Genomic DNA, 19,146 nt, shown 5'->3' with positions numbered 1-19,146 from the left:
AACATGGGTTGGCAGGGCTTTGCCATACAAGGGGGGTGCTTGGCTTTTTCTTTCCCTCGGCGGCTTCCTGCTTTAGGGTCGGTCTGCAGGCGTGTTATCGTTTGCGCTGATGATATGAGTTATGGTTCCACGGGATTATGAAACCCGCCTTTGCGCTGTCATTTTCTACAACCGGAATTTCGCTGCACCACCTGTCCGAGGGCGAGTGGTACAGTATTGGAACCGTTTCTCTGGATGCGGATGATCTGAACGCGCAGATCCATGCGTTGCGGGATCAGGCTTTTGCGTTGGAAAACGACCTAAGCTGCAATGTGGTGATTCCGGCGGATCAGATTCGCTATCTCTCGGTTGAAACGGGTGATCTGTCGCCTGAAGACAGCGCACAGAAGGTTCGCGATGAGCTGGTTGCAGCAACGCCCTATCAGCAATCGGAACTGAGTTTCGCCACTGTCACTCAGGACCGAACGACATTTGGCGCGGCGGTGTCGCTGCAAACGCTGAACGAAGCGCAGAGCTTTACTGCTGAACACGGGTTTGTCCCGGTCGCCTACACGGCTGACCCCGACGAAGACACATTTCCCGGCAAGCCGATATTTGATCTGGAGCCTGCGCCGGTTGCGCCCGTTGCAGTGCCCGAAATCGAACATCCCGCTGCACAGGTAGAGCCCGAGGTCGAGGAAGAACCAGAGCCAACGGTTCACGCCATTGCCGAAACGGCAGCGCCCGATGCTTTCCGCTCGCCTGCTCCGCCGGATGCTGATGTGCCTTCGGGTGGCAACGGTTTTGATCCCAAACGTCTGACCGTTCCAGCCATCGCAGCGGCTGCTGTGTTGGCGGTGGCAATCGGCGCATGGTCCCTGATGGGCGCGCAGGATGAGGATGTTCTGGCCGAAGGCGAGCCAGACCTTCTGACCGCGACACCGGATGAAGAAGCCGCCCAAGACCTTGCCGAAACACCGCCTACTAAAACCGAGGTGGCAGGTGCGCCAGCAACCGACCTTGTCCCGGATGACGATGTCGTGGCCTCGGTCGAACCTTCTGCGACACAACCGAAGACGCCCGACGACCAGCCCGCCTTATCGCCAACAGACGCGGCGATTCTGGAGGCGTTGAAGGTGCAGCCAACCCCGGTGGAAGAGATCGAACGGGACTCCGACACCGCGCAAGACGTTGAACCGGGCGTCGTGGTTGTTGATCTCGCACCCGACCGCCCCAGCGAACCATCTCTGATCGAGCCGGACGATCTGTACCTTGCCTCAATCGACAAGTCCGACTTCTCGAACGACGCGGTGGCGCTGGCACCTGCCGAAAGCTTTGAAACGGATCTGCCATTTGACGCCCCTGCCCTGACGCGCGCAGCCGTGGCGGGTTTCGATCTGGATGAGCGTGGTCTTGTGGTACCTTCCCCGGACGGCACCCTGAACCCTGACGGCATTATGGTCTATCTCGGTCGCCCCGCCTCGGTTCCACCGGATGTTCCCACGCGTTTCGAAGAGGAACCCGTGGTCGAGGAAACCGACACACGCCTTGCCGGGTTCCGCCCGAAACCCCGGCCGGACAATCTGGACGAACGGTTCGAGCGTCAGCAGTTGGGCGGTCGGTCCCTGGAAGAACTGGCGGTGATGCGGCCAAAACTCCGGCCCGAATCTCTGCAAGCCGCGCCCGAGGTGGACGACACGCCCACCGCCCTGGCCGTTGTGCGCGTGCCGCGCCCCAAAACCCGGCCTGCAGGTCTTGTGCGCGTCGCGGCAGCAACCCCGGCTGCGTCCAATCTGGGCTCAACCGCTGCTGTTGACCAAAACAGTGACGAGGCCGGATCGTTCCAGCCCAAGGCCGTCGCCCCCAAAATCCCGTCCACCGCGTCTGTTGCGCGGCAGGCGACCATCGACAACGCCATCAACCTGCGCAGGCTGAATCTGATCGGGGTCTATGGTACGCCCGCTAACCGGCGCGCTTTGGTCCGCTTGCCCAGCGGTCGGTACAAGAAACTGAAGGTCGGTGACCGGGTTGACGGCGGCAAGGTCATCGCCATCAGCGACAGTGAGTTGCGGTATCAGAAAAAGGGCCGCAACGTGACCCTGTCGATGCCGCGTGGATGATCACTTTGCCTATCAGGCGCGCGTCAAGCCGCCGAAATCTCGCCGCTTTCGATCTGCTCACGCTCGATGGATTCGAACAGGGCCTGAAAGTTACCCTCGCCAAATCCGTCATCGCCCTTGCGCTGGATGAATTCGAAGAAGATCGGCCCGATCACGGTTTTTGAGAAGATTTGCAGCAAAATCCGCGTCTCACCCCCGTCCACAACGCCTTCGCCATCGATCAGGATGCCGTGTTTCATCATCCGGTCCAACGGCTCGTCATGATCCGTCACACGCTCTTTCGACATGTCGTAATAGGCGCGGTTCGGGCCGGGCATGAATTTCAGACCGTTCTCGGCGATGGCATCGGTCGAGGCATAGATATCCTCGCTGCCCACTGCGATATGCTGGATGCCTTCGCCCTTGTATTTCTTGAGGTAAGACACGATCTGCCCGGTCTCGCCGCGATCCTCATTGATCGGGATACGAATGCGGCCACAGGGTGAGGTCAAGGCGCGGCTGTAAAGCCCGGTGAACTTGCCCTGAATGTCGAAGAACCGGATTTCGCGGAAGTTGAACAGATCGCCGTAAAACCTGAACCACTTGTCCATGTTGCCCTTGTAGACATTGTGGGTCAGGTGATCGAGGTAATAGAACCCCTCGCCCCGCGGCTTGGATTCCTTGATCCACTCGAATTCCTGATTGTAGGGCGACGTGTCGTAATACTGATCGATGAAATACAGCAACGATCCACCAATGCCCTTGATGGCAGGCACGTCCATGGTTTTGTCCGCCCCGTCATAGGGTTCGGCCCCTTTGGACACCGCGTGCTCATACGCCTTTTGCGCATCCACCACGCGCCAGCCCATCGCAGGGGCACAGGGCCCGTGCTCGGCCACGAACTTGTCGGCAAAGCTGTCCGGGTCGGCGTTCAGGATATAGGTGACATCGCCCTGTTGCCACAGCTCGACCAGGGGTTTGGCCTTGTGGCGGGCGACCAGATCGAACCCCATCTTGGCGAACAGGTCGCGCAGCTCTTGCGGGTTCGGATGGGCAAATTCGACAAATTCAAACCCGTCGGTGCCTGCGGGGTTTTCTGAACTGATAACGGATTTCGGGGCGTTGTGCGGGAAAGGACCCATTGCGCGTCTCCTTTGGAAACAGGAATTTCTTTGCTGATTCTAAAATACGCCTTAACCAACGCTGTTTCTGCGCATTGTTTTCATGTAAACTAACGAAAGGTGCGCAAAACTCGCATCCGTGAAAAGAAAACTGAGAAATCGCCGCACATGCTTGATCATATCGATATCGGATTGCTTGCAGCATTGCAGCGGGACGCGCATCTGACGGCGCAACAGTTGGGCGAGGTGCTGAACCTGTCGGCCAGTCAGGCGGGTCGCCGCCGTCAGCGGCTTGAGGCCGAGGGTTATATCACAGGGTACGCTGCCCGGCTGGACCCGCTGAAGCTTGGGCTACATGTTCAGGGGTTCATCCAGGTTCATCTGGGCACCCATGGCCCCGAACAATCCGCCAGCTTTGCCCGAATGGTCGACGCCCGCCCCGAGATCACCAGCGCCTGGACGATGACGGGTGAGGCAGATTACCTGCTGCATGTCTATTGCGACGATCTTTCCGCGCTCAACAGCTTGCTTCATCAGGTGATCCTGCCGCATCCTGCTGTAGCACGGGTTCAAAGCCAGATCGTGATGGACCAACTAAAACGCGACGCCCCCCTGCCGACCTGAGCAGGCAACGAGGACACATATGGACGATTTCCTTTACCAGGCTTCAATTTATCTGGCTGCCGCCGTGATTGCCGTGCCCCTGTCGGCACGTCTGGGGCTGGGGTCAGTGCTTGGATACCTGGCCGCCGGCATCATCATCGGCCCCATTCTTGGCCTGGTCGGCGCGGAGACCGAAGATTTGCAGCACGTGGCCGAGTTCGGCGTCGTCATGATGCTGTTCCTGATCGGTCTTGAGCTGGAGCCACGGGCCTTGTGGGACATGCGGGACAGGCTGCTGGGGCTGGGCGGGCTACAGGTCTTGTTGTCAACTGCCGTCATCGCAGGCGTTGCCTTTTATGCAAATCACCCTTGGTCCGTCGCCTTGGCCGTTGGTTTGACCTTATGTTTGTCCTCGACGGCGATTGTGCTGCAAACCCTGTCGGAAAAGGGCTTGATGCAGACAAATGGCGGGCGGGCCACCTTCTCGGTACTGCTGACGCAGGACATTGCGGTCATCCCGATTCTGGCCATGCTGCCCCTGCTTGCCCTGCCCGCCATCCCTCATATCGAGGCTGACGGCTCGATCGATCGCGGCGCTGAGCATCTGCATGACGCCGGACATCACAGCCTGTCTCTGGTCGAAGGGTTGCCGGGCTGGGCGGTTACGCTGGTGACGTTAGGCGCTATCGCTTTTGTCATTCTGGCAGGCGTCTACCTGACCCGCCCGCTGTTCCGTTTCATCCACGCCACCCGCCTGCGCGAGATGTATACGGCGCTGGCGCTGATGATCGTGGTGGGCATTTCCTTCCTGATGACCCTTGTCGGCCTGTCGCCCGCTTTGGGTGCCTTTCTGGCGGGCGTTGTGCTGGCCAGCTCGGAATTCCGGCACGAGATGGAAAGCGACCTTGAACCCTTCAAAGGGCTGTTTCTGGGGCTGTTCTTCATCACCGTCGGGGCCGGGATTGACGTTGCCTATTTCTTCAACGACCCGCTGGACCTGATTGGCTTGGCCCTGCTGGTGATCCTTGCCAAAGGGATCATCCTGTATATCGTCGGCAAGGCGTTCAAACTGAAGGGCCGGGATCATTGGCTGTTCACCCTGGGTCTGGCGCAGGCAGGCGAATTTGGCTTTGTGCTTCTGGCCTTTTCGCGGCAGCAGAACGTCATCCCGCAGGATCTGGCCCAGAAACTGCTGATGATCATTGCTCTGACGATGCTGATCACGCCCCTGCTGTTCATCATCTATGACGTGCTGTCGCGCAAAATCGGCGAACCCACCACCACGATGGAACCCGATGAGATTGACGAGAGAGGCCCGGTGATCATCGCTGGCATCGGGCGGTTCGGTCAGATCGTCAACCGCCTTGTGGTGGCCAGCGGCTTCAAGACCATCGTTCTGGACCACGATATCGAGACAATCCAGTTGATGCGGCGTTTCGGCGTTAAAGGCTTTCTGGGGGATCCGACACGGCCCGAACTTTTGCGCGCTGCGGGGCTCGAGAAAGCCTCGGTTCTTGTCGCCGCAATGGATGACCGGAAAACGGTGACACGGCTGGTCGGCTTTGCCAGAAGGCAGCGCCCGGACCTGCACATCATCGCGCGCGCCCATGACAGAACCCATGTATACGAGTTGTATCAGGCCGGAGCCAACGACATTGTCCGCGAGATGTTCGACAGTTCCTTGCGTGCCGGGCGCTATGTTCTGGAGAACATCGGCCTCAGCGAATACGAGGCCGCGCAGGCCGAGCAGACCTTTTACCACCACGACCGGACGTCAGTGCGCGAACTGGCCGAGCTGTGGATCCCGGGCATGCCGACGGCCGAGAACAAAAAGTATATCGAGCGTGCGCAGAAATTGGAAAAGGATCTGGAAACGGCGCTTCTGGAACTGGCCGAAGAACACGCCAAGAAATCCGCCTGACCGGGGCCGCAGCCCGGGTCAGGCGCTTTGTTTATCCGTCCGAAACGCCTGCCTCGGCAAAGGTTGCCATGCCCGAATGGCAGGCAACCGCGCTTTTGAGGATGTTGATCGCCAGCGCTCCGCCCGAGCCTTCGCCCAACCGCAGGCCAAGGCTCAGCAGGGGATCCTTGCCCAGCTTCGACAGCATGGCCCCATGCGCGCCTTCTGCGCTTTGGTGACCGGCAACCGCGTGATCCAGCGCCGAGGCGGACACGCGCGCCAGACAGGCGGCAGCCGACGTGCAAATGAACCCGTCCAGAATGACCGGGATGCGCAGGACGCGCGCAGCGGCGATAGCGCCTGCCATTGCCGCTATCTCGCGCCCGCCGAGGCAGCGCAGAACTTCCAGCCCGTCCGCGCTGGCATGGCGCGCCACGCCTTCGGCCACAACGCGGGTTTTGTTGGCAAGGCTCACATCGTCAACACCGGTCCCGCGCCCGGTCCAGTCCGAGGCATCCCCGCCGAACAGCGCACAGGCAATGGCCGCTGCGGGGGTGGTGTTGCCGATCCCCATCTCGCCGACCACCAGCAGATCGGATTGCGGGTCCACGGCATTCCAACCGGTTTGCAAGGCGCTGAGAAGTTCGGCCGCGGTCATGGCAGGCTCTTGCGTGAAATCCGCCGTGGGGCGATCCAGTTCCAGCGCGTGGACGTCCATCTTGGCTCCCGCTGCCTTGGCCAACTGATTGATCGCCGCGCCGCCATGTTCGAAATTCATCACCATCTGAACGGTGACCTCGGGCGGAAAGGCCGAAACGCCCTGCGCCGTCACCCCGTGGTTGCCCGCAAATACGATGACCTGAGGGGCTTCGATCTGTGGCCGCGCATCCCCGCGCCATGAGGCGTACCAGATCGCCAAATCCTCAAGCCGCCCCAGCGCGCCGGGGGGTTTGGTCAACTGACCATTACGCTCGGCTGCTCCGGTCGCCGCGGCGGTGTCCGGTTCCGGCGCGTTGGTCAACGCTTCGCGGAACGTGTTCAAATCATTCAGTTCGGGCAGCATCAAAGCCTCATTGCATCAGAGTGGTCCTGTGTGTTTAACCGAAGCTGAGATACCAACAAGACCCCGAAAGGCGCGAGGGTGCATAAAAACGACACCAATCCGGTTTCCGTACGGGATATACCGCTGGCGCTGGTCCTGCTGACTCGCCTGCCCCTTCCCCGCTTGCCTAGGCATGTATTTGCCCGTCAGGCACAGGCGGTTTGGGCCTTTCCCATCGTCGGGCTGGTGATCGGCGCATTGGCCTGCTTTGTCGGCTGGATCGCGCTGACGCTTTCGGTGCCGCCATTCATTTGCGCCGCGTTGCTGGTGGCAACCCTGATCATGACGACCGGAGCGATGCACGAGGACGGGTTGGCGGACACGTTCGACGGGCTGTGGGGCGGGTTCACGCGCGAACGACGGCTGGAGATCATGAAGGACAGCCAGATCGGTACTTATGGCGTGTTGTCCCTAATTGGTTCGCAACTGATCCGCATTTCGGCAATCGCAAGCCTTCTGGCTGCCGGCGCGGTCTGGGGTATTTTGGCGGCCTGCGTGTTTTCGCGCGCTGTCATGCCCGTTCTGATGGCCGGGCTGCCGAACGCACGGCAATCGGGGCTAAGCCAATCTGTTGGCGCGCCGACCTTTATGGCCGTTGTAATTTCCTTGGGTTTGGCTCTTGCTATCGGTCTGCTGCTGATCGGTGCGCAATTCCTACTGCCTGCCCTGTGCGCGGCGTTGATCGTGGTGAGGCTGGCACTTGTCGCCAAGGTAAAGATCGGCGGGCAGACCGGGGATATTCTGGGCGCGTCCCAGCAACTGGCCGAGATCACGTTCCTGATCGCCCTGACCGCTTTGATCTAGGAAACGCCGCCCGTCTTGATGTGCAGGGTGCAACCGCAATGTTTACAATGCACCGCGTCCGGGTCGTGCCGGTACAGGCCACAGCTGGGGCATTTGTGGCGCACTTTCTGCGGCATGAAGATCGCCTGCGCCAGCCGCACAAACAAGGCCACACCAACCACCATGATAAAAACCGAAAACAGCTTGCCCCACGGCGTGGACAGCGTGATGTCGCCAAACCCTGTCGTGGTCAGGGTCGCCATCGTGAAATACAGCGCGTCGATATAGGGGTTGGGCGTGTTCTCGGGGATGAAGAACACCAGAACAGCGGTCGAGGTTGCAAAGACGAAAACCAGCAGGTTGATAGCTGCGATAACAGCGTCTTCATGCGTGCGGAAAAAGTTGCTGTCGCGCCGCAGATCCCGCAGCAGATGATAGGAATGGATCAGACGCAGGGCCCTGAGGATACGAAGGAATGCCAGATTGCCTGTCAGGAACGGATCAAGCACCAGCGATACGATTACAACAATATCGGCCAGCGTGTAAATCTGGCGCAGCAGCTTCCACCGGTCCTTTGAGATCCACATCCGGGCTGAAAAATCCAGCATGATCAGCAAGCCAAGTATGATGCTGATCGCCGTCACCCATGGCCCATGCGGGAAATGGGCCGTGGCGACAAAAAATACGATTGTCGCCACGTCGAACAGGATCAGCCCATATCGGAACCAGACCGAAACCGGGTCTTTGCCAATGTAAAGAAACTTGACCGTCTGCTTCATCCCGACCCTGTATCTGCTTGCATCTACAGCAAAACTAGCCGGTATTCAGAAATCCACCAAGCAACGAAAAAGGCCGCCCCGGTGCCAGGGCGGCCTTTCCAATTCAAGCGTCGCAAACTTAGGCAGCGGCAGCGCGCGAGGTCAAAACGTCATCCACCTGCTTGGCAGCCGAAATCTCTCCGGAACCGGAAACGGCGGCGACTTCGCGGGTCAGACGCTCAAGCGCGGCTTCGTACAGCTGACGCTCGGAATAGCTCTGCTCGCGCTGATCGTCGGTGCGGTGCAGGTCGCGGACCACCTCGGCGATTGAAATCAGATCGCCCGAGTTGATCTTTTGTTCATATTCCTGCGCCCGGCGCGACCACATGGCGCGTTTCACCTTGGCCTTGCCCTTCAGCGTCTTCATCGCCTGACTGATCACGTCAGGCGAGCTGAGCGACCGCAGACCGGATTCGGTGACCTTGTTGGTCGGAACCCGCAGGGTCATCTTGTCTTTCTCAAATGAGATGACAAACAGCTCGAGCGAGAAACCCGCGACGTCCTGCTCCTCGATCGAGATGATCTGGCCCACGCCATGGGCGGGGTAGACAACATAGTCGTTGGGGCGGAACTCAAGCTTTTTCGACTTTGTCATTCAGTTTATTCCTTGGTTACGGACCGGGACGCAGACGACAAAACGCCACAAGCGGGGTCTGGTTCAGCCCCGTCTGGCGGCATATTCGTCACAAAATCAGAACTCCAAAGCGAGCATACTTACGGAGTACATCCCAATCTCAGTCATCATGTAGGATCGGAGTATATCACAAAAATGCGACACCCGAAAGTTTACCTAAGGTAAAATTTCATTATTCGACCTGTTTTCAACAGGCTAACCCGCGTTGGCGCTGAAATCACACCAACGCGGTTCAGGCGAATCGCTTAGCCGCCCTCGCCAGGAGCTTCGGAGAAATACTTCTCCATCTTGCCTTCTTCGCCATCCCGTTCTTCCGCGCCGGGCAGAGGGTCTTTTTTGGTGACGATCACCGGCCACTGTTCCGAGAACTTGCGGTTGAACTCGACCCACTGTTCCATCCCCGGCTCGGTGTCGGGCCGGATGGCATCGGCGGGGCATTCGGGTTCGCACACGCCGCAATCGATACACTCATCGGGGTGGATGACCAGCGTGTTCTCACCCTCATAGAAACAGTCCACCGGGCATACTTCGACACAGTCGGTGTATTTGCAGGCGATGCAGTTTTCGGTGACGACATAGGTCATGGTGGGATTCCCATTAGCGGTTTGGGCGTCTAGCTAATTCAGTCTGCGCGCCTCTTCAAGAGAGGATCACCCTTTGTGGGTGCGAGAAAGATCAAGCGCGCGGCGTTCTTTCTTGGTTGGACGACCTTTTCCCTCATATCCCGGATTTTCAGGAGGGCTTTCCCGTTTTTCCGTCATATCGAAGTAAAGCGTCTGCGCCTCGGGGGCCGGACCGCGGCGTTCGCCCAGCTTTTCGACGCGTACAACCCGGACGATACGCCCCTGCGGGAAGGTCAGAACATCACCGGGCGCCACGGCTTGCGCCGGTTTCAGCACCCGGTTTCCGTTCAAACGCACGTGGCCGCCGCTGACCTGTTTAGCGGCCAGGCTGCGGGTCTTGAAGAACCGCGCCTGCCACAACCATTTGTCGATCCGCAGCTTGGCATCAGTGGTCATGATGACCTTCAGGGTGTAAGTAAGTTGAATTTCAACAGCAGATCATAGCCGGTCATGATCACATTTATGAACAATGCCACAACGATTGTGGAAATATTGTCCCGCATGACCCCGCCAAATTCTTCGGCTGAAGATTTTTCGCAGGTTGCCAAAATGAAAAACAGACAAAAGATCGCCGATATATTGAAGAAATTCACCGCAACGGCAATGAAGTCATTTTGGGTTTCCGTGACGCCGTTCCCGAATGTCCAAAAGTAGTAGACGGCCACTCCTATCAAGGCGGCCGCCAGGGAAATCGTCAGGGATTTTGGCATTTTGTCTTACTTTTGAGGAATTTCATTTGTCAGGACAACACCTGACACACCGGCAGCCGCACCCAGTAAAACCGCCAGCGCCATCGGGCCGGAAACAGCCAAAACTGCCGCACACGCGCCCAAAGCGGGAACCCCCCCGTTAACGATCATGTCGCGGGAGGAGAACTTCTTTTTAACTTTCTTACTTTGAGCGGGCATATCGCTATTCCACCTCAAATCCATCTGGCCTTTATGATATAGGAACCCTCTGGAAACCTGCAAGAAAAAACGCCAAAGGCTGGCTAACGATCAGTTACCGTCCTTAAGACCCATCAGCGCGGCTGCGAACGGGTTATCGGGATCGATGGCCTTTTCCTTTTTCGGAGGCCGCGACGAGAAGGTCTTGGAGCCTTGTGGCTTGCCACCCTTCTTGCCTTGCGGCTTGCCGCGTCCGTCCTGAGGCTTGCCGCGCGGTTTTCCCTTGCCCTGCCCCTGCTCGCGGCGCGGGCCACGGGTTTGCTGGCGCTGGCGACCCCAGGTGAAGGTGTAGAAGACCTCGACCTCGGGTTCGTCCGATGCGGGTGCCTCAGCTGCCGCCTCGGTGCTGCCGGTGGCCTCGGCTGACGCCTCGGCGGGTGCGGCGACCTCTTCGGCAACGGCTTCGGCTGCCGGGGTTTCTTCGGCGGCGGGTTGCTCGGTCGTTTCTGCCGCAGGCTGTTCAGCAGGCTGTTCGACCGGCGCCGGTTTGACTTTCTCGCGCTCGCCACGCTCGGCCTTGTAGCCCAGCCCCTGCATCAGGTCGGCAAACTGCTCCAGCGTCATGCCGGTGATTGACAGCATGTCGGGCTTGGCCTCGAACCCGCCCCGGCTGTCCTCGGCACGCAGCATGTCGGCCAGACGTTCCAGCATGTCGATCCGGATCGAGCGGTCGCCCGCGTCGCGGTAGCCGCACATGGTGTCATAGCCCTGCGGCGCGTCCTTGGCGACCGGCACGGTGACCAGACCCGGAGGCGGTGCGTCCGGAAACTCCTGCAGGCCTTGTGCCAACGCCCACAGAACCAGACGCAGGCGCGTGGGTGCGGGTTTCAGCAAGAGGGGCATGAAGATGGTGAACTGACCAAAACGGATGCCATGCTTGCGCAGCGCGCCACGGGCGTCCTGATCCAGATCCTTGACCTCTTGCGCGACCTGCGCGCGGGGCAGCACGCCCAGCGCCTCGACCATGCGGAAGGCAAAGCCCTTGGCCAGACCGCTCAGTTCCTCGTCCCGCGACAGGTTCAGCAGCGGCTCGAACAGCGCGGCAACCTTGCGGTCGATGAAATGCTGCAGGCGGCGCTGGACCTTCTGTTCCACATCGGGGCCTGCGGCCTCATCCACAAAAACCTCGACCACGGGTTTCAGGGGGTCTGCCCCGGCAACCAGTTTGCCGACAGCATATTCGCCCCACATCAGGCCACCCTGATCGGTGAAATCAATTTCGGTATCGGGCGCGTTGTAGAAGCGGTCGGCACGCAGATGGAATTGCGGCGCGAGTGCTTGCAAGGACGCCGTTTTCAAAGCTTTCGCCTCGGTCCCTTGCGCGCTTTTGTCCGGCGAGAACCGGAACCCTTCCAGACGACCGACGAATTCGCCTTCGACGGTCACTTCACCCTTGTCATTTACTTCGGCCAAAAGGGCCTCCTTCTGTTTGAGCCGGCGCAGCAATACGGATGTACGCCGGTCCACAAATCGTTGGGTCAGACGGTCATGCAGAGCGTCCGACAGCCTGTCTTCTACAGTGCGCGTTTCCTCACGCCAATGCGATTCGTCGCGTACCCAGTTGTTTCGTTGCGCAACATATGTCCAGGTGCGAATATATGCCAACCTTTTGGACAATGCATCGATGTCGCCGTCGGTTCGGTCAATCCGGCGGATTTGCCGCGCCATGAAGTCGTCGGGGATGCCTCCGCGTTCGTGCAGGTGGCCATAGATGACTTCAAGCAGGCTCGCGTGTTCGGCGTGACTGATGCCGCGGAAATCGGGGATTCGGCAGACATCCCACAACAGACGGATCGACGGGCCATCGCTGGCCCGGGCCGCCACTTCGGTCACTTGCGACAGCGATTTGAGCACGTTCAGATCATCGGCAGGCCGTGCCTTGATAAGATGTTTATCATTCGGGCTGACCTCAAGCGAGTCGATCAGCGCGTCGATGGAACCGAAACGCAAAGCGGCATTCCGCCAGTTCAGCTTTTTCATCGGCGTGAAACGGCTGTCCATGATCGCCTGCGCAACGCCTTCGTCCAGCGGCGGGGCCTCTCCGGTCACGCCAAAGGTGCCGTCGGACATACCGCGCCCTGCCCGGCCTGCGATCTGCGCCAACTCATTCGGCGCAAGCGGGCGCATCCGGCGGCCGTCGAATTTGGTCAGGGACGAAAACGCCACATGGTTCACATCCAGATTGAGGCCCATGCCAATGGCGTCTGTGGCGACCAGATAATCAACCTCGCCATTTTGATAGAGTTCAACCTGAGCGTTCCGCGTGCGCGGGCTGAGCGCGCCCATGACTACAGCCGCCCCGCCTTTTTGGCGACGCAGCAGTTCGGCGATGGCATAGACGTTATCGACCGAGAATCCGACGATGGCGCTGCGCGGCGGCATCCGGCTGATTTTCTTGGATCCGGCATAGACCAGCTGCGACATGCGTTCGCGGCGAACGAACTGCGCCTCTGGGACCAGCGCTGCAATTGGCCCGCGCATAGTGTCCGAGCCCAGAAACAGCGTCTCATTGGTGCCACGCGCGCGCAGCAGGCGGTCGGTGAACACATGGCCGCGTTCGGGGTCGGCGCAAAGCTGGATTTCATCGATGGCCACGAAATCGGCGCCCATGCCTTCGGGCATCGCCTCGACCGTGCAGACCCAGTACTGCGCGCGCGGCGGCACGATCCGTTCCTCGCCCGTGACCAGCGCCACGACCGAGGGGCCACGAATGGCGACGATCTTGTCGTAGACCTCGCGCGCCAGCAGGCGCAGCGGCAGGCCTATGACACCGGTGCGGTGCCCCAGCATGCGTTCGATCGCGTAATGGGTTTTGCCTGTGTTTGTCGGGCCAAGTACGGCCACTATTCGGGATGACCCGCTCACCTTTGCCCCCTGCCCCGGTTCGTCAGAGCGCTGAGCCCTCGACCTGAGGCTTCAGTCGATTCACGGCATTGGTTACTTCTTCGTGGTGCGGATGTATAGCCAGCGCGCGCGAATAGGCATCGAATGCCTGTTCGGGCTTTCCAACGACCTCGAAAATCAGACCCAGACCATAGATCGCTTCGTAATTGTTGGGGTTCAGGGTCAGGGCATATTCCAGATCGGCCGCAGCCATACCGAACCGTTCTAGCCCAAAAAACGCCGAGGCGCGCAGATGCCAGCCTTCCGCGAAATCGGGCGCATGATCCGTCAGAGCGGTCAGATGCTCGATAGCTGCGTCAACGTCGCCCTCATCCAACGCGTCGCGCCCGCGCTCCAGCAGTAAATCCGCCGAGGCCGACCCCGATTGCGACCACAGCGCCTGCAACTGCCGGTCAAGGCCAATGGCCTGCTCGGGCGTTGATTGCGCCAATTGTTGCAGCAACTGCGATTCATCCCGGGAATCGGCCTGCTGAGCGGCAGAAACTCCGGAAAACATGACTAGGACGGCAAGTGCCGCAACGGTACCTTTGAGATTGATCATTGCAATGCCCATAACAATCGTCAGTGTAGCGTTGCGACCGCGGATGTCCATTCACGGCGCACTAACAAAATGAGGAACACCATGAGCGAGATTCTTGAAAAGGCGGCAGCCGCACTGAACGAAAAACTGTCGGGTGGCGCGTTTGACGCCTCGGCCAAGTTTGCGATTGCCGAGCACGGCGCCATCGTTCTGGATGCAGACGGCGCACGCGTCAGCGATGAAGACGCAGATGTGACCCTGACCGCCGATGCTGATACGTTCGAACAAATCCTCAGCGGTGAACTGAACCCGACGGGCGCGTTCATGTCCGGCAAGCTGAGCGTGGACGGTGACATGGGTATTGCCATGAAACTTGCCTCGGTGCTGGCCTGATGGAGTTGTCGTCGGCCCCCTTGTTCGAAGATGTGGCCGGCGGTCCTGCTGGTGGTGCGGCCCATTGGCTGCACACCGCAGATCAAAAGCGTATCCGCGTGGGCCATTGGCGGCCCGAAGGCGATACGCACGGCACGGTCTTCATGTTTCCGGGCCGAACCGAGTATATTGAGAAATACGGCAGCACAGCGGGTGAGTTCGCAGAACGCGGTTTTGCCATGCTTGCCGTCGACTGGCGCGGCCAGGGTCTGGCGGATCGCCTGCTGGACAACCCGCGTGTGGGTCATGTGGACCACTTCCCGGACTATCAGCACGACGTGAATGCGGTTTTGGATCTGGCGACACAGCTTGACCTGCCGAAACCCTGGTATGTCATCGGCCACTCGATGGGCGGTGCCATTGGCCTGCGTGCTGTGATCGAGAAGAATTGCTTTGCCGCGTGCGCCTTCACGGGGCCGATGTGGGGCATTTTCTTCACGCCGATCATGAAACCGCTCAGCCGTGTCACCGCGTATTGGGGAACGGCCCTTGGGTTGGGCGAACGGACGCCGCCGACAACCTCGCTGGACAGCTATGTGTTGACGCAACCGTTCGAAGGCAACGTCCTGACCCGCGATCCGGTGATGTACAAGATGATGCAGGATCAGCTAGAGGCGCATCCCGAATTGTCGCTTGGCGCACCGTCAAACCTGTGGCTGCGCGAGTCACTGGACGAATGCGCCTGGTTGATGGATCAGCCTGCCCCGGACACAGCCTGCCTGACCTTCCTGGGCAGTCACGAACAGATCGTGGATCGCAAGGCAATCCGTGCGCGTATGGCCAACTGGCCCAACGGGAAGCTGGTCGAGATACCAGATGGCGAACACGAGGTTCTGATGGAGGCCCCCGACGTGCGCGGACCGGTTTTGGATCAACTCGCGGCGCATTTTCTGGCCAATCAATCCAACGGTACACCCTAGCCCCCACTTGTATTGATCGCCTGTGTGCAAACTGGCCGCTTGTGATCCCCGCGCGCCAGCCCTAGATGTTTGCCAAAGCAGTCTTCAAAAGGTGATCTATGCGCGACCTTCCTTTTCCCGTCCGTGATGCGAATGCCGTCGGCGGTGCCGACAATCTGGGCAACCTGCCGGAATGGGATCTGAGCGATCTCTACACCGCAGAAGACGCGCCCGAGCTGGATCGCGATCTGGGATGGCTGGAAGGCGAATGTGCGTCTTTTGCTGCGGACTACGAAGGCAAGCTGGCCGAACTGGACGCCAACGGCCTGCTGACCTGCGTGCTGCGCAACGAAAAGATCAACGTGATCGCCGGGCGGATCATGTCCTTCGCGGGCTTGCGCTATTACCAGCTGACCACCGATGCTGACCGCGCCAAATTCCTGTCGGATATGCAGGAAAAGATCACGATATTCACCACTCCGCTGGTCTTTTTCACACTGGAACTTAACCGCATCGACGACGATGTGCTGAAGGGGCATTTCGACGCCAATGCCGATCTGGCCCGGTACGAGCCGATCTTCCGCCGCATCCGCGCGATGAAACCCTATCAACTGTCCGACGAGTTGGAGAAGTTTCTGCACGATCTGGGCGTTGTCGGCGACGCATGGGAACGCCTGTTCGACGAAACCATCGCTGGCCTCACCTTCACCGTTGACGGCGAAGAACTGAATATCGAGGGCACCCTGAACCTGCTGACCGAACAGGACCGCAGCAAACGCGAGGCGGCGGCGCGGGAATTGGCGACGGTGTTTCAGGACAACATCAAAACCTTCGCCCGCGTGCACAACACGCAGGCCAAGGAGAAAGAGATCCTCGACCGCTGGCGCAACATGCCGACAGCTCAAACCGGTCGCCATCTGTCGAACGACGTCGAACCCGAAGTGGTCGAGGCCCTGCGCGAGGCCGTCGTGGCGGTTTACCCCAAACTCAGCCATCGCTACTATGAGTTGAAACGCAAATGGCTGGGTCTGGACGTCATGCAGGTCTGGGATCGCAACGCGCCCCTGCCGATGGAAGACACCCGCATCGTTAGATGGGATGAGGCCGAAAAGACGGTGATGGACGCATACAACGCGTTTGATCCGCGTATGGGAGAGATCGCCTCGCCCTTCTTTTCGAAAGGCTGGATCGATGCAGCGGTGAAACCGGGTAAGGCGCCCGGCGCCTTTGCGCATCCAACCGTGACTGACGTGCATCCTTATGTGATGCTGAACTATCTGGGCAAACCGCGCGACGTGATGACCCTGGCGCATGAGCTGGGCCACGGCGTGCATCAGGTTCTGGCCGCGGATCAGGGTGAGATGCTGTCATCCACGCCGCTGACATTGGCTGAAACGGCGTCGGTGTTTGGCGAAATGCTGACCTTCCGCAAGATGCTGGATCAGGCCGAAACGCCCGAGCAACGCAAGGTGCTGCTGGCCGGCAAGGTCGAGGATATGATCAACACGGTGGTCCGCCAGATCGCCTTCTACGATTTCGAATGCAAACTGCACGCCGCACGCCGCGAAGGCGAGTTGACCCCGGATGACATCAACGCCCTGTGGATGAGCGTTCAGGCCGAAAGCCTTGGTCCGGCATTTGAATTCATGGAAGGGTACGAGACCTTCTGGGCCTATATCCCCCACTTCGTCCACTCGCCCTTCTACGTCTACGCCTATGCCTTTGGCGACGGCCTCGTGAACGCGCTCTATTCCGTTTACGAAAGCGGTGCCGAGGGGTTCGAAGACAAGTATTTCGAGATGCTGCGCGCTGGTGGGTCGAAACATCACAAGGAACTGCTGGCCCCGTTTGGGCTGGACGCGAGCGATCCGAAGTTCTGGGACAAGGGCCTGTCGATGATCTCGGGCTTCATCGATGAATTGGAGGCGATGGAGGGCTAAAGCGGCCCTTCAAAGGATTGACGACCACGCTTTGCGCAACAAACCGGGCTTTTGACCGCATTCGCCGGGCTTCGATGGGAGCCCGGTGATCAAAGGGACATGAGCCACTTCTTGAATATTCTCACCGTGACCCTCTCCTGATCGCCGGGGCGGCAGACAAAGTAGAGCCCACGATCCAGAGGAACACGGCTTTCATCAAGGCGGATCAATCGGCCAAGGTTCAAATCCCTTTCCGCTAAAAGATGTCTGGCCAGCGCCACACCTTGTCCGTCTATCGCCGCCTCTAACAAAACAGCACTGTCCACGTATTTGATGCTCTGCGCGTTGATCCGATCAGGGTTCAACCCGACTTGTGCGGCCCAGCTTTCCCAGCCGACATTGAAGGCATCGTGCAATAAAGGCAGGTCCGCCACATCCTCGGGCCGCATCGGCAAGCGCGTTTTCCCAACAAGGGACGGCGCGGCCACGACAATCAGGTCTTCTTGTCTGATTTGCTCGTGATACAGCCCGTCCCAACCCGGCTCCCCAAACCGCAGGGCGACATCGACCTCGGACGCATCGAAATCCGCAAAGGCATCGTTTGTATCCAGCAACAATTCGATCCCCGGATGTTCCTGTTGAAACGAACCCAGCAGCGGCACAAGCCATTTGAGCGCCAGAGATGTGGACAAAGACACAGTGATCGACTGGCGGTGATGCAGCCGCTTCACCTCGGCCACGCCCAGTTGCAAGGCCGAAAAGGCGCCGCGTGTCGAGTGATACAGGCGTTCCCCGGCCTTGGTCAGTTCAACGCCATTCGGGCGACGGTGAAAGAGCGTCACACCCAGATGCAGTTCCAGCAGTTTGATCTGCCGACTGATCGCCCCGTGCGTGACGTTCAGCGCATCTGCGGCCTTGGACAGGCTCGAATGGGTTGCGGTTTCGTCAAAGGCCTGAAGCGCGCGCAGGTGTCTGAGGTTTTCCGTCATGTGAGGAAACCTAACAGCTATGCCCGATAAACTCGATAGGTCCGCTTAAACCTGCAGGGTTATTCTGCCGTTAACTCAAAAAACCTCACACAACTTTCGCACGGGAAGGACACACTATGGCTGACGTCAAAGTTGCACTTATGACAGGGACCGGACAAGGCATTGGCCGGGGCTGTGCCATCGAAATGGCAAAGGCAGGCTACAAGGTCTCGCTGATGTCCCCATCCAATCGGTCTGTGGAATTGGCCGAAGAACTTGGCGGCATTGGCCGCCGAGGCTCGGTGCTGGATATCGATGATCTGCAGGCAATGATCGACACAACCATGAGCAAGTATGGCAGGATCGATGCCATCGTCAGCAATATGGGTCATGGCGGGACGGTTCCGGAAGCCATCAAAACCGTGGGCTTCGATCCTGATTTTGACGGGCCACTGTTGGAGCTGAGCGATGAGCTTTGGCACGAAAGTCTGGACATGTATGTGCTGAACGTCGTCAAGATCGCCCGCATCGTCACGCCCATCCTGATCGAACAGGGCGGCGGTGCATTCGTGAACATCTCGTCCATGAACACGATCGAGCCGCGTGCGCCCTACCCCATGAGCATGCTGCGCGGTGCTCTGCACAGTTTCTCAAAGCTTTACGGCGACCGCTATGCACGGCACAACATTCGCATGAACAATCTGCTGCCGGGATTCTGCGAGAACGTGAACCTGTCCGAACGGGCCCGCCGGGAAATCCCCGCGCAGCGTCCCGCGACATTCGAGGAGATTGGACAGGCCTGCGTATTTCTCGCCAGCGAGGGGGCCAGATACATTAATGGTCAGAGTATACTGTCCGACGGCGGGATGAACCGCGCGGTACGATAACAACGAGG

At 59.4% G+C, this 19,146-nt stretch carries 19 protein-coding genes; 8 read left to right on the top strand and 11 right to left on the bottom strand.

Features of this window, described 5'->3' with window-relative positions; all coding sequences use genetic code 11:
* Nucleotides 1-137 precede the first annotated feature (137 nt).
* Nucleotides 138-2,099 (top strand): hypothetical protein, encoded by a 1,962-nt coding sequence (locus tag ACR0KJ_RS02415; protein WP_480625899.1) that lies wholly within the window; start codon nucleotides 138-140, stop codon nucleotides 2,097-2,099.
* 23 nt (nucleotides 2,100-2,122) lie between these two features.
* On the opposite strand, the gene hppD is transcribed toward ACR0KJ_RS02415, so the two are convergent.
* Entirely contained in the window at nucleotides 2,123-3,220 is a 1,098-nt protein-coding gene (gene hppD / locus ACR0KJ_RS02410; protein WP_480625898.1) for a 4-hydroxyphenylpyruvate dioxygenase, read from the bottom strand.
* A gap of 147 nt (nucleotides 3,221-3,367) precedes the next feature.
* Here hppD and ACR0KJ_RS02405 point away from each other — a divergent pair, with 147 nt between their 5' ends.
* On the top strand, nucleotides 3,368-3,823 hold the full coding sequence (locus tag ACR0KJ_RS02405) for an Lrp/AsnC family transcriptional regulator (RefSeq protein ID WP_170451354.1): 456 nt from the start codon (nucleotides 3,368-3,370) through the stop codon (nucleotides 3,821-3,823).
* Nucleotides 3,824-3,842: 19 nt separating this feature from the next.
* Nucleotides 3,843-5,723 carry a monovalent cation:proton antiporter-2 (CPA2) family protein gene (locus ACR0KJ_RS02400; RefSeq protein ID WP_170451356.1) on the top strand — a complete coding sequence of 627 codons (1,881 nt, stop codon included), beginning with the start codon at nucleotides 3,843-3,845 and terminating at the stop codon, nucleotides 5,721-5,723.
* A gap of 31 nt (nucleotides 5,724-5,754) precedes the next feature.
* Here ACR0KJ_RS02400 and cobT read toward each other — a convergent pair whose 3' ends face one another.
* Nucleotides 5,755-6,765 carry a nicotinate-nucleotide--dimethylbenzimidazole phosphoribosyltransferase gene (gene cobT, locus ACR0KJ_RS02395; protein WP_480625897.1) on the bottom strand — a complete coding sequence of 337 codons (1,011 nt, stop codon included), beginning with the start codon at nucleotides 6,763-6,765 and terminating at the stop codon, nucleotides 5,755-5,757.
* A gap of 78 nt (nucleotides 6,766-6,843) precedes the next feature.
* On the opposite strand from cobT, the gene cobS reads away from it, so the two are divergent.
* Entirely contained in the window at nucleotides 6,844-7,608 is a 765-nt protein-coding gene (cobS, locus tag ACR0KJ_RS02390; protein WP_480625896.1) for an adenosylcobinamide-GDP ribazoletransferase, read from the top strand.
* Here cobS and ACR0KJ_RS02385 read toward each other — a convergent pair.
* From ACR0KJ_RS02385 to ACR0KJ_RS02350, 8 genes are all read right to left on the bottom strand, one after another.
* A complete protein-coding gene (locus tag ACR0KJ_RS02385) occupies nucleotides 7,605-8,366 on the bottom strand; it encodes a potassium channel family protein (RefSeq protein WP_170451362.1) in 762 nt (253 codons plus the stop codon). The two genes, cobS and ACR0KJ_RS02385, sit on opposite strands and share 4 nt — an antisense overlap.
* 118 nt (nucleotides 8,367-8,484) lie before the next feature.
* Nucleotides 8,485-9,000 carry a CarD family transcriptional regulator gene (locus ACR0KJ_RS02380; protein WP_480625895.1) on the bottom strand — a complete coding sequence of 172 codons (516 nt, stop codon included), beginning with the start codon at nucleotides 8,998-9,000 and terminating at the stop codon, nucleotides 8,485-8,487.
* Between the two features lie 284 nt (nucleotides 9,001-9,284).
* Nucleotides 9,285-9,623: a ferredoxin FdxA gene (fdxA, locus tag ACR0KJ_RS02375; protein ID WP_170451366.1), complete on the bottom strand. Its 339-nt coding sequence runs from the start codon at nucleotides 9,621-9,623 to the stop codon at nucleotides 9,285-9,287.
* Between the two features lie 66 nt (nucleotides 9,624-9,689).
* Nucleotides 9,690-10,058, bottom strand: a complete 369-nt coding sequence (locus ACR0KJ_RS02370; RefSeq protein ID WP_170630238.1) for an RNA-binding S4 domain-containing protein — start codon at nucleotides 10,056-10,058, stop codon at nucleotides 9,690-9,692.
* Nucleotides 10,059-10,066: 8 nt separating this feature from the next.
* A complete protein-coding gene (locus tag ACR0KJ_RS02365) occupies nucleotides 10,067-10,372 on the bottom strand; it encodes a hypothetical protein (protein WP_170630239.1) in 306 nt (101 codons plus the stop codon).
* A 6-nt stretch (nucleotides 10,373-10,378) separates the two neighbouring features.
* Nucleotides 10,379-10,570, bottom strand: a complete 192-nt coding sequence (locus ACR0KJ_RS02360) for a hypothetical protein (RefSeq protein ID WP_170451372.1) — start codon at nucleotides 10,568-10,570, stop codon at nucleotides 10,379-10,381.
* 90 nt (nucleotides 10,571-10,660) lie between these two features.
* Nucleotides 10,661-13,474 (bottom strand): helicase-related protein, encoded by a 2,814-nt coding sequence (locus tag ACR0KJ_RS02355; RefSeq protein WP_480625894.1) that lies wholly within the window; start codon nucleotides 13,472-13,474, stop codon nucleotides 10,661-10,663.
* Between the two features lie 22 nt (nucleotides 13,475-13,496).
* The gene (locus tag ACR0KJ_RS02350; RefSeq protein ID WP_170630241.1) at nucleotides 13,497-14,105 is read right to left on the bottom strand and encodes a tetratricopeptide repeat protein; all 609 of its coding nucleotides are present in this window, start codon (nucleotides 14,103-14,105) and stop codon (nucleotides 13,497-13,499) included.
* Nucleotides 14,106-14,135: 30 nt separating this feature from the next.
* Here ACR0KJ_RS02350 and ACR0KJ_RS02345 point away from each other — a divergent pair, with 30 nt between their 5' ends.
* The 3 genes from ACR0KJ_RS02345 to ACR0KJ_RS02335 all read left to right on the top strand — a co-directional run bounded on the left by ACR0KJ_RS02345 (nucleotide 14,136) and on the right by ACR0KJ_RS02335 (nucleotide 17,304).
* Complete coding sequence (locus ACR0KJ_RS02345) at nucleotides 14,136-14,426, top strand: SCP2 sterol-binding domain-containing protein (RefSeq protein WP_170451378.1); 291 nt, start codon at nucleotides 14,136-14,138, stop codon at nucleotides 14,424-14,426.
* Nucleotides 14,426-15,385 (top strand): alpha/beta hydrolase, encoded by a 960-nt coding sequence (locus ACR0KJ_RS02340; protein WP_480625893.1) that lies wholly within the window; start codon nucleotides 14,426-14,428, stop codon nucleotides 15,383-15,385. The genes ACR0KJ_RS02345 and ACR0KJ_RS02340 overlap by 1 nt, the downstream gene beginning before the upstream one ends.
* 98 nt (nucleotides 15,386-15,483) lie before the next feature.
* Nucleotides 15,484-17,304: a M3 family oligoendopeptidase gene (locus ACR0KJ_RS02335; protein ID WP_480625892.1), complete on the top strand. Its 1,821-nt coding sequence runs from the start codon at nucleotides 15,484-15,486 to the stop codon at nucleotides 17,302-17,304.
* Between the two features lie 89 nt (nucleotides 17,305-17,393).
* Here the strand turns inward: ACR0KJ_RS02335 and ACR0KJ_RS02330 are convergent, their stop codons facing one another.
* A complete protein-coding gene (locus tag ACR0KJ_RS02330) occupies nucleotides 17,394-18,272 on the bottom strand; it encodes a LysR substrate-binding domain-containing protein (protein WP_480625891.1) in 879 nt (292 codons plus the stop codon).
* 116 nt (nucleotides 18,273-18,388) lie between these two features.
* Between ACR0KJ_RS02330 and ACR0KJ_RS02325 the strand changes: the two genes are divergently transcribed.
* Complete coding sequence (locus ACR0KJ_RS02325) at nucleotides 18,389-19,138, top strand: SDR family oxidoreductase (RefSeq protein ID WP_170621640.1); 750 nt, start codon at nucleotides 18,389-18,391, stop codon at nucleotides 19,136-19,138.
* Nucleotides 19,139-19,146 lie beyond the last annotated feature (8 nt).

The organism is Ruegeria sp. AD6 (genome assembly GCF_056542325.1).
Note: the sequence above shows the minus strand (reverse complement) of the source record. Positions and strands in the feature narration are given on the sequence as shown.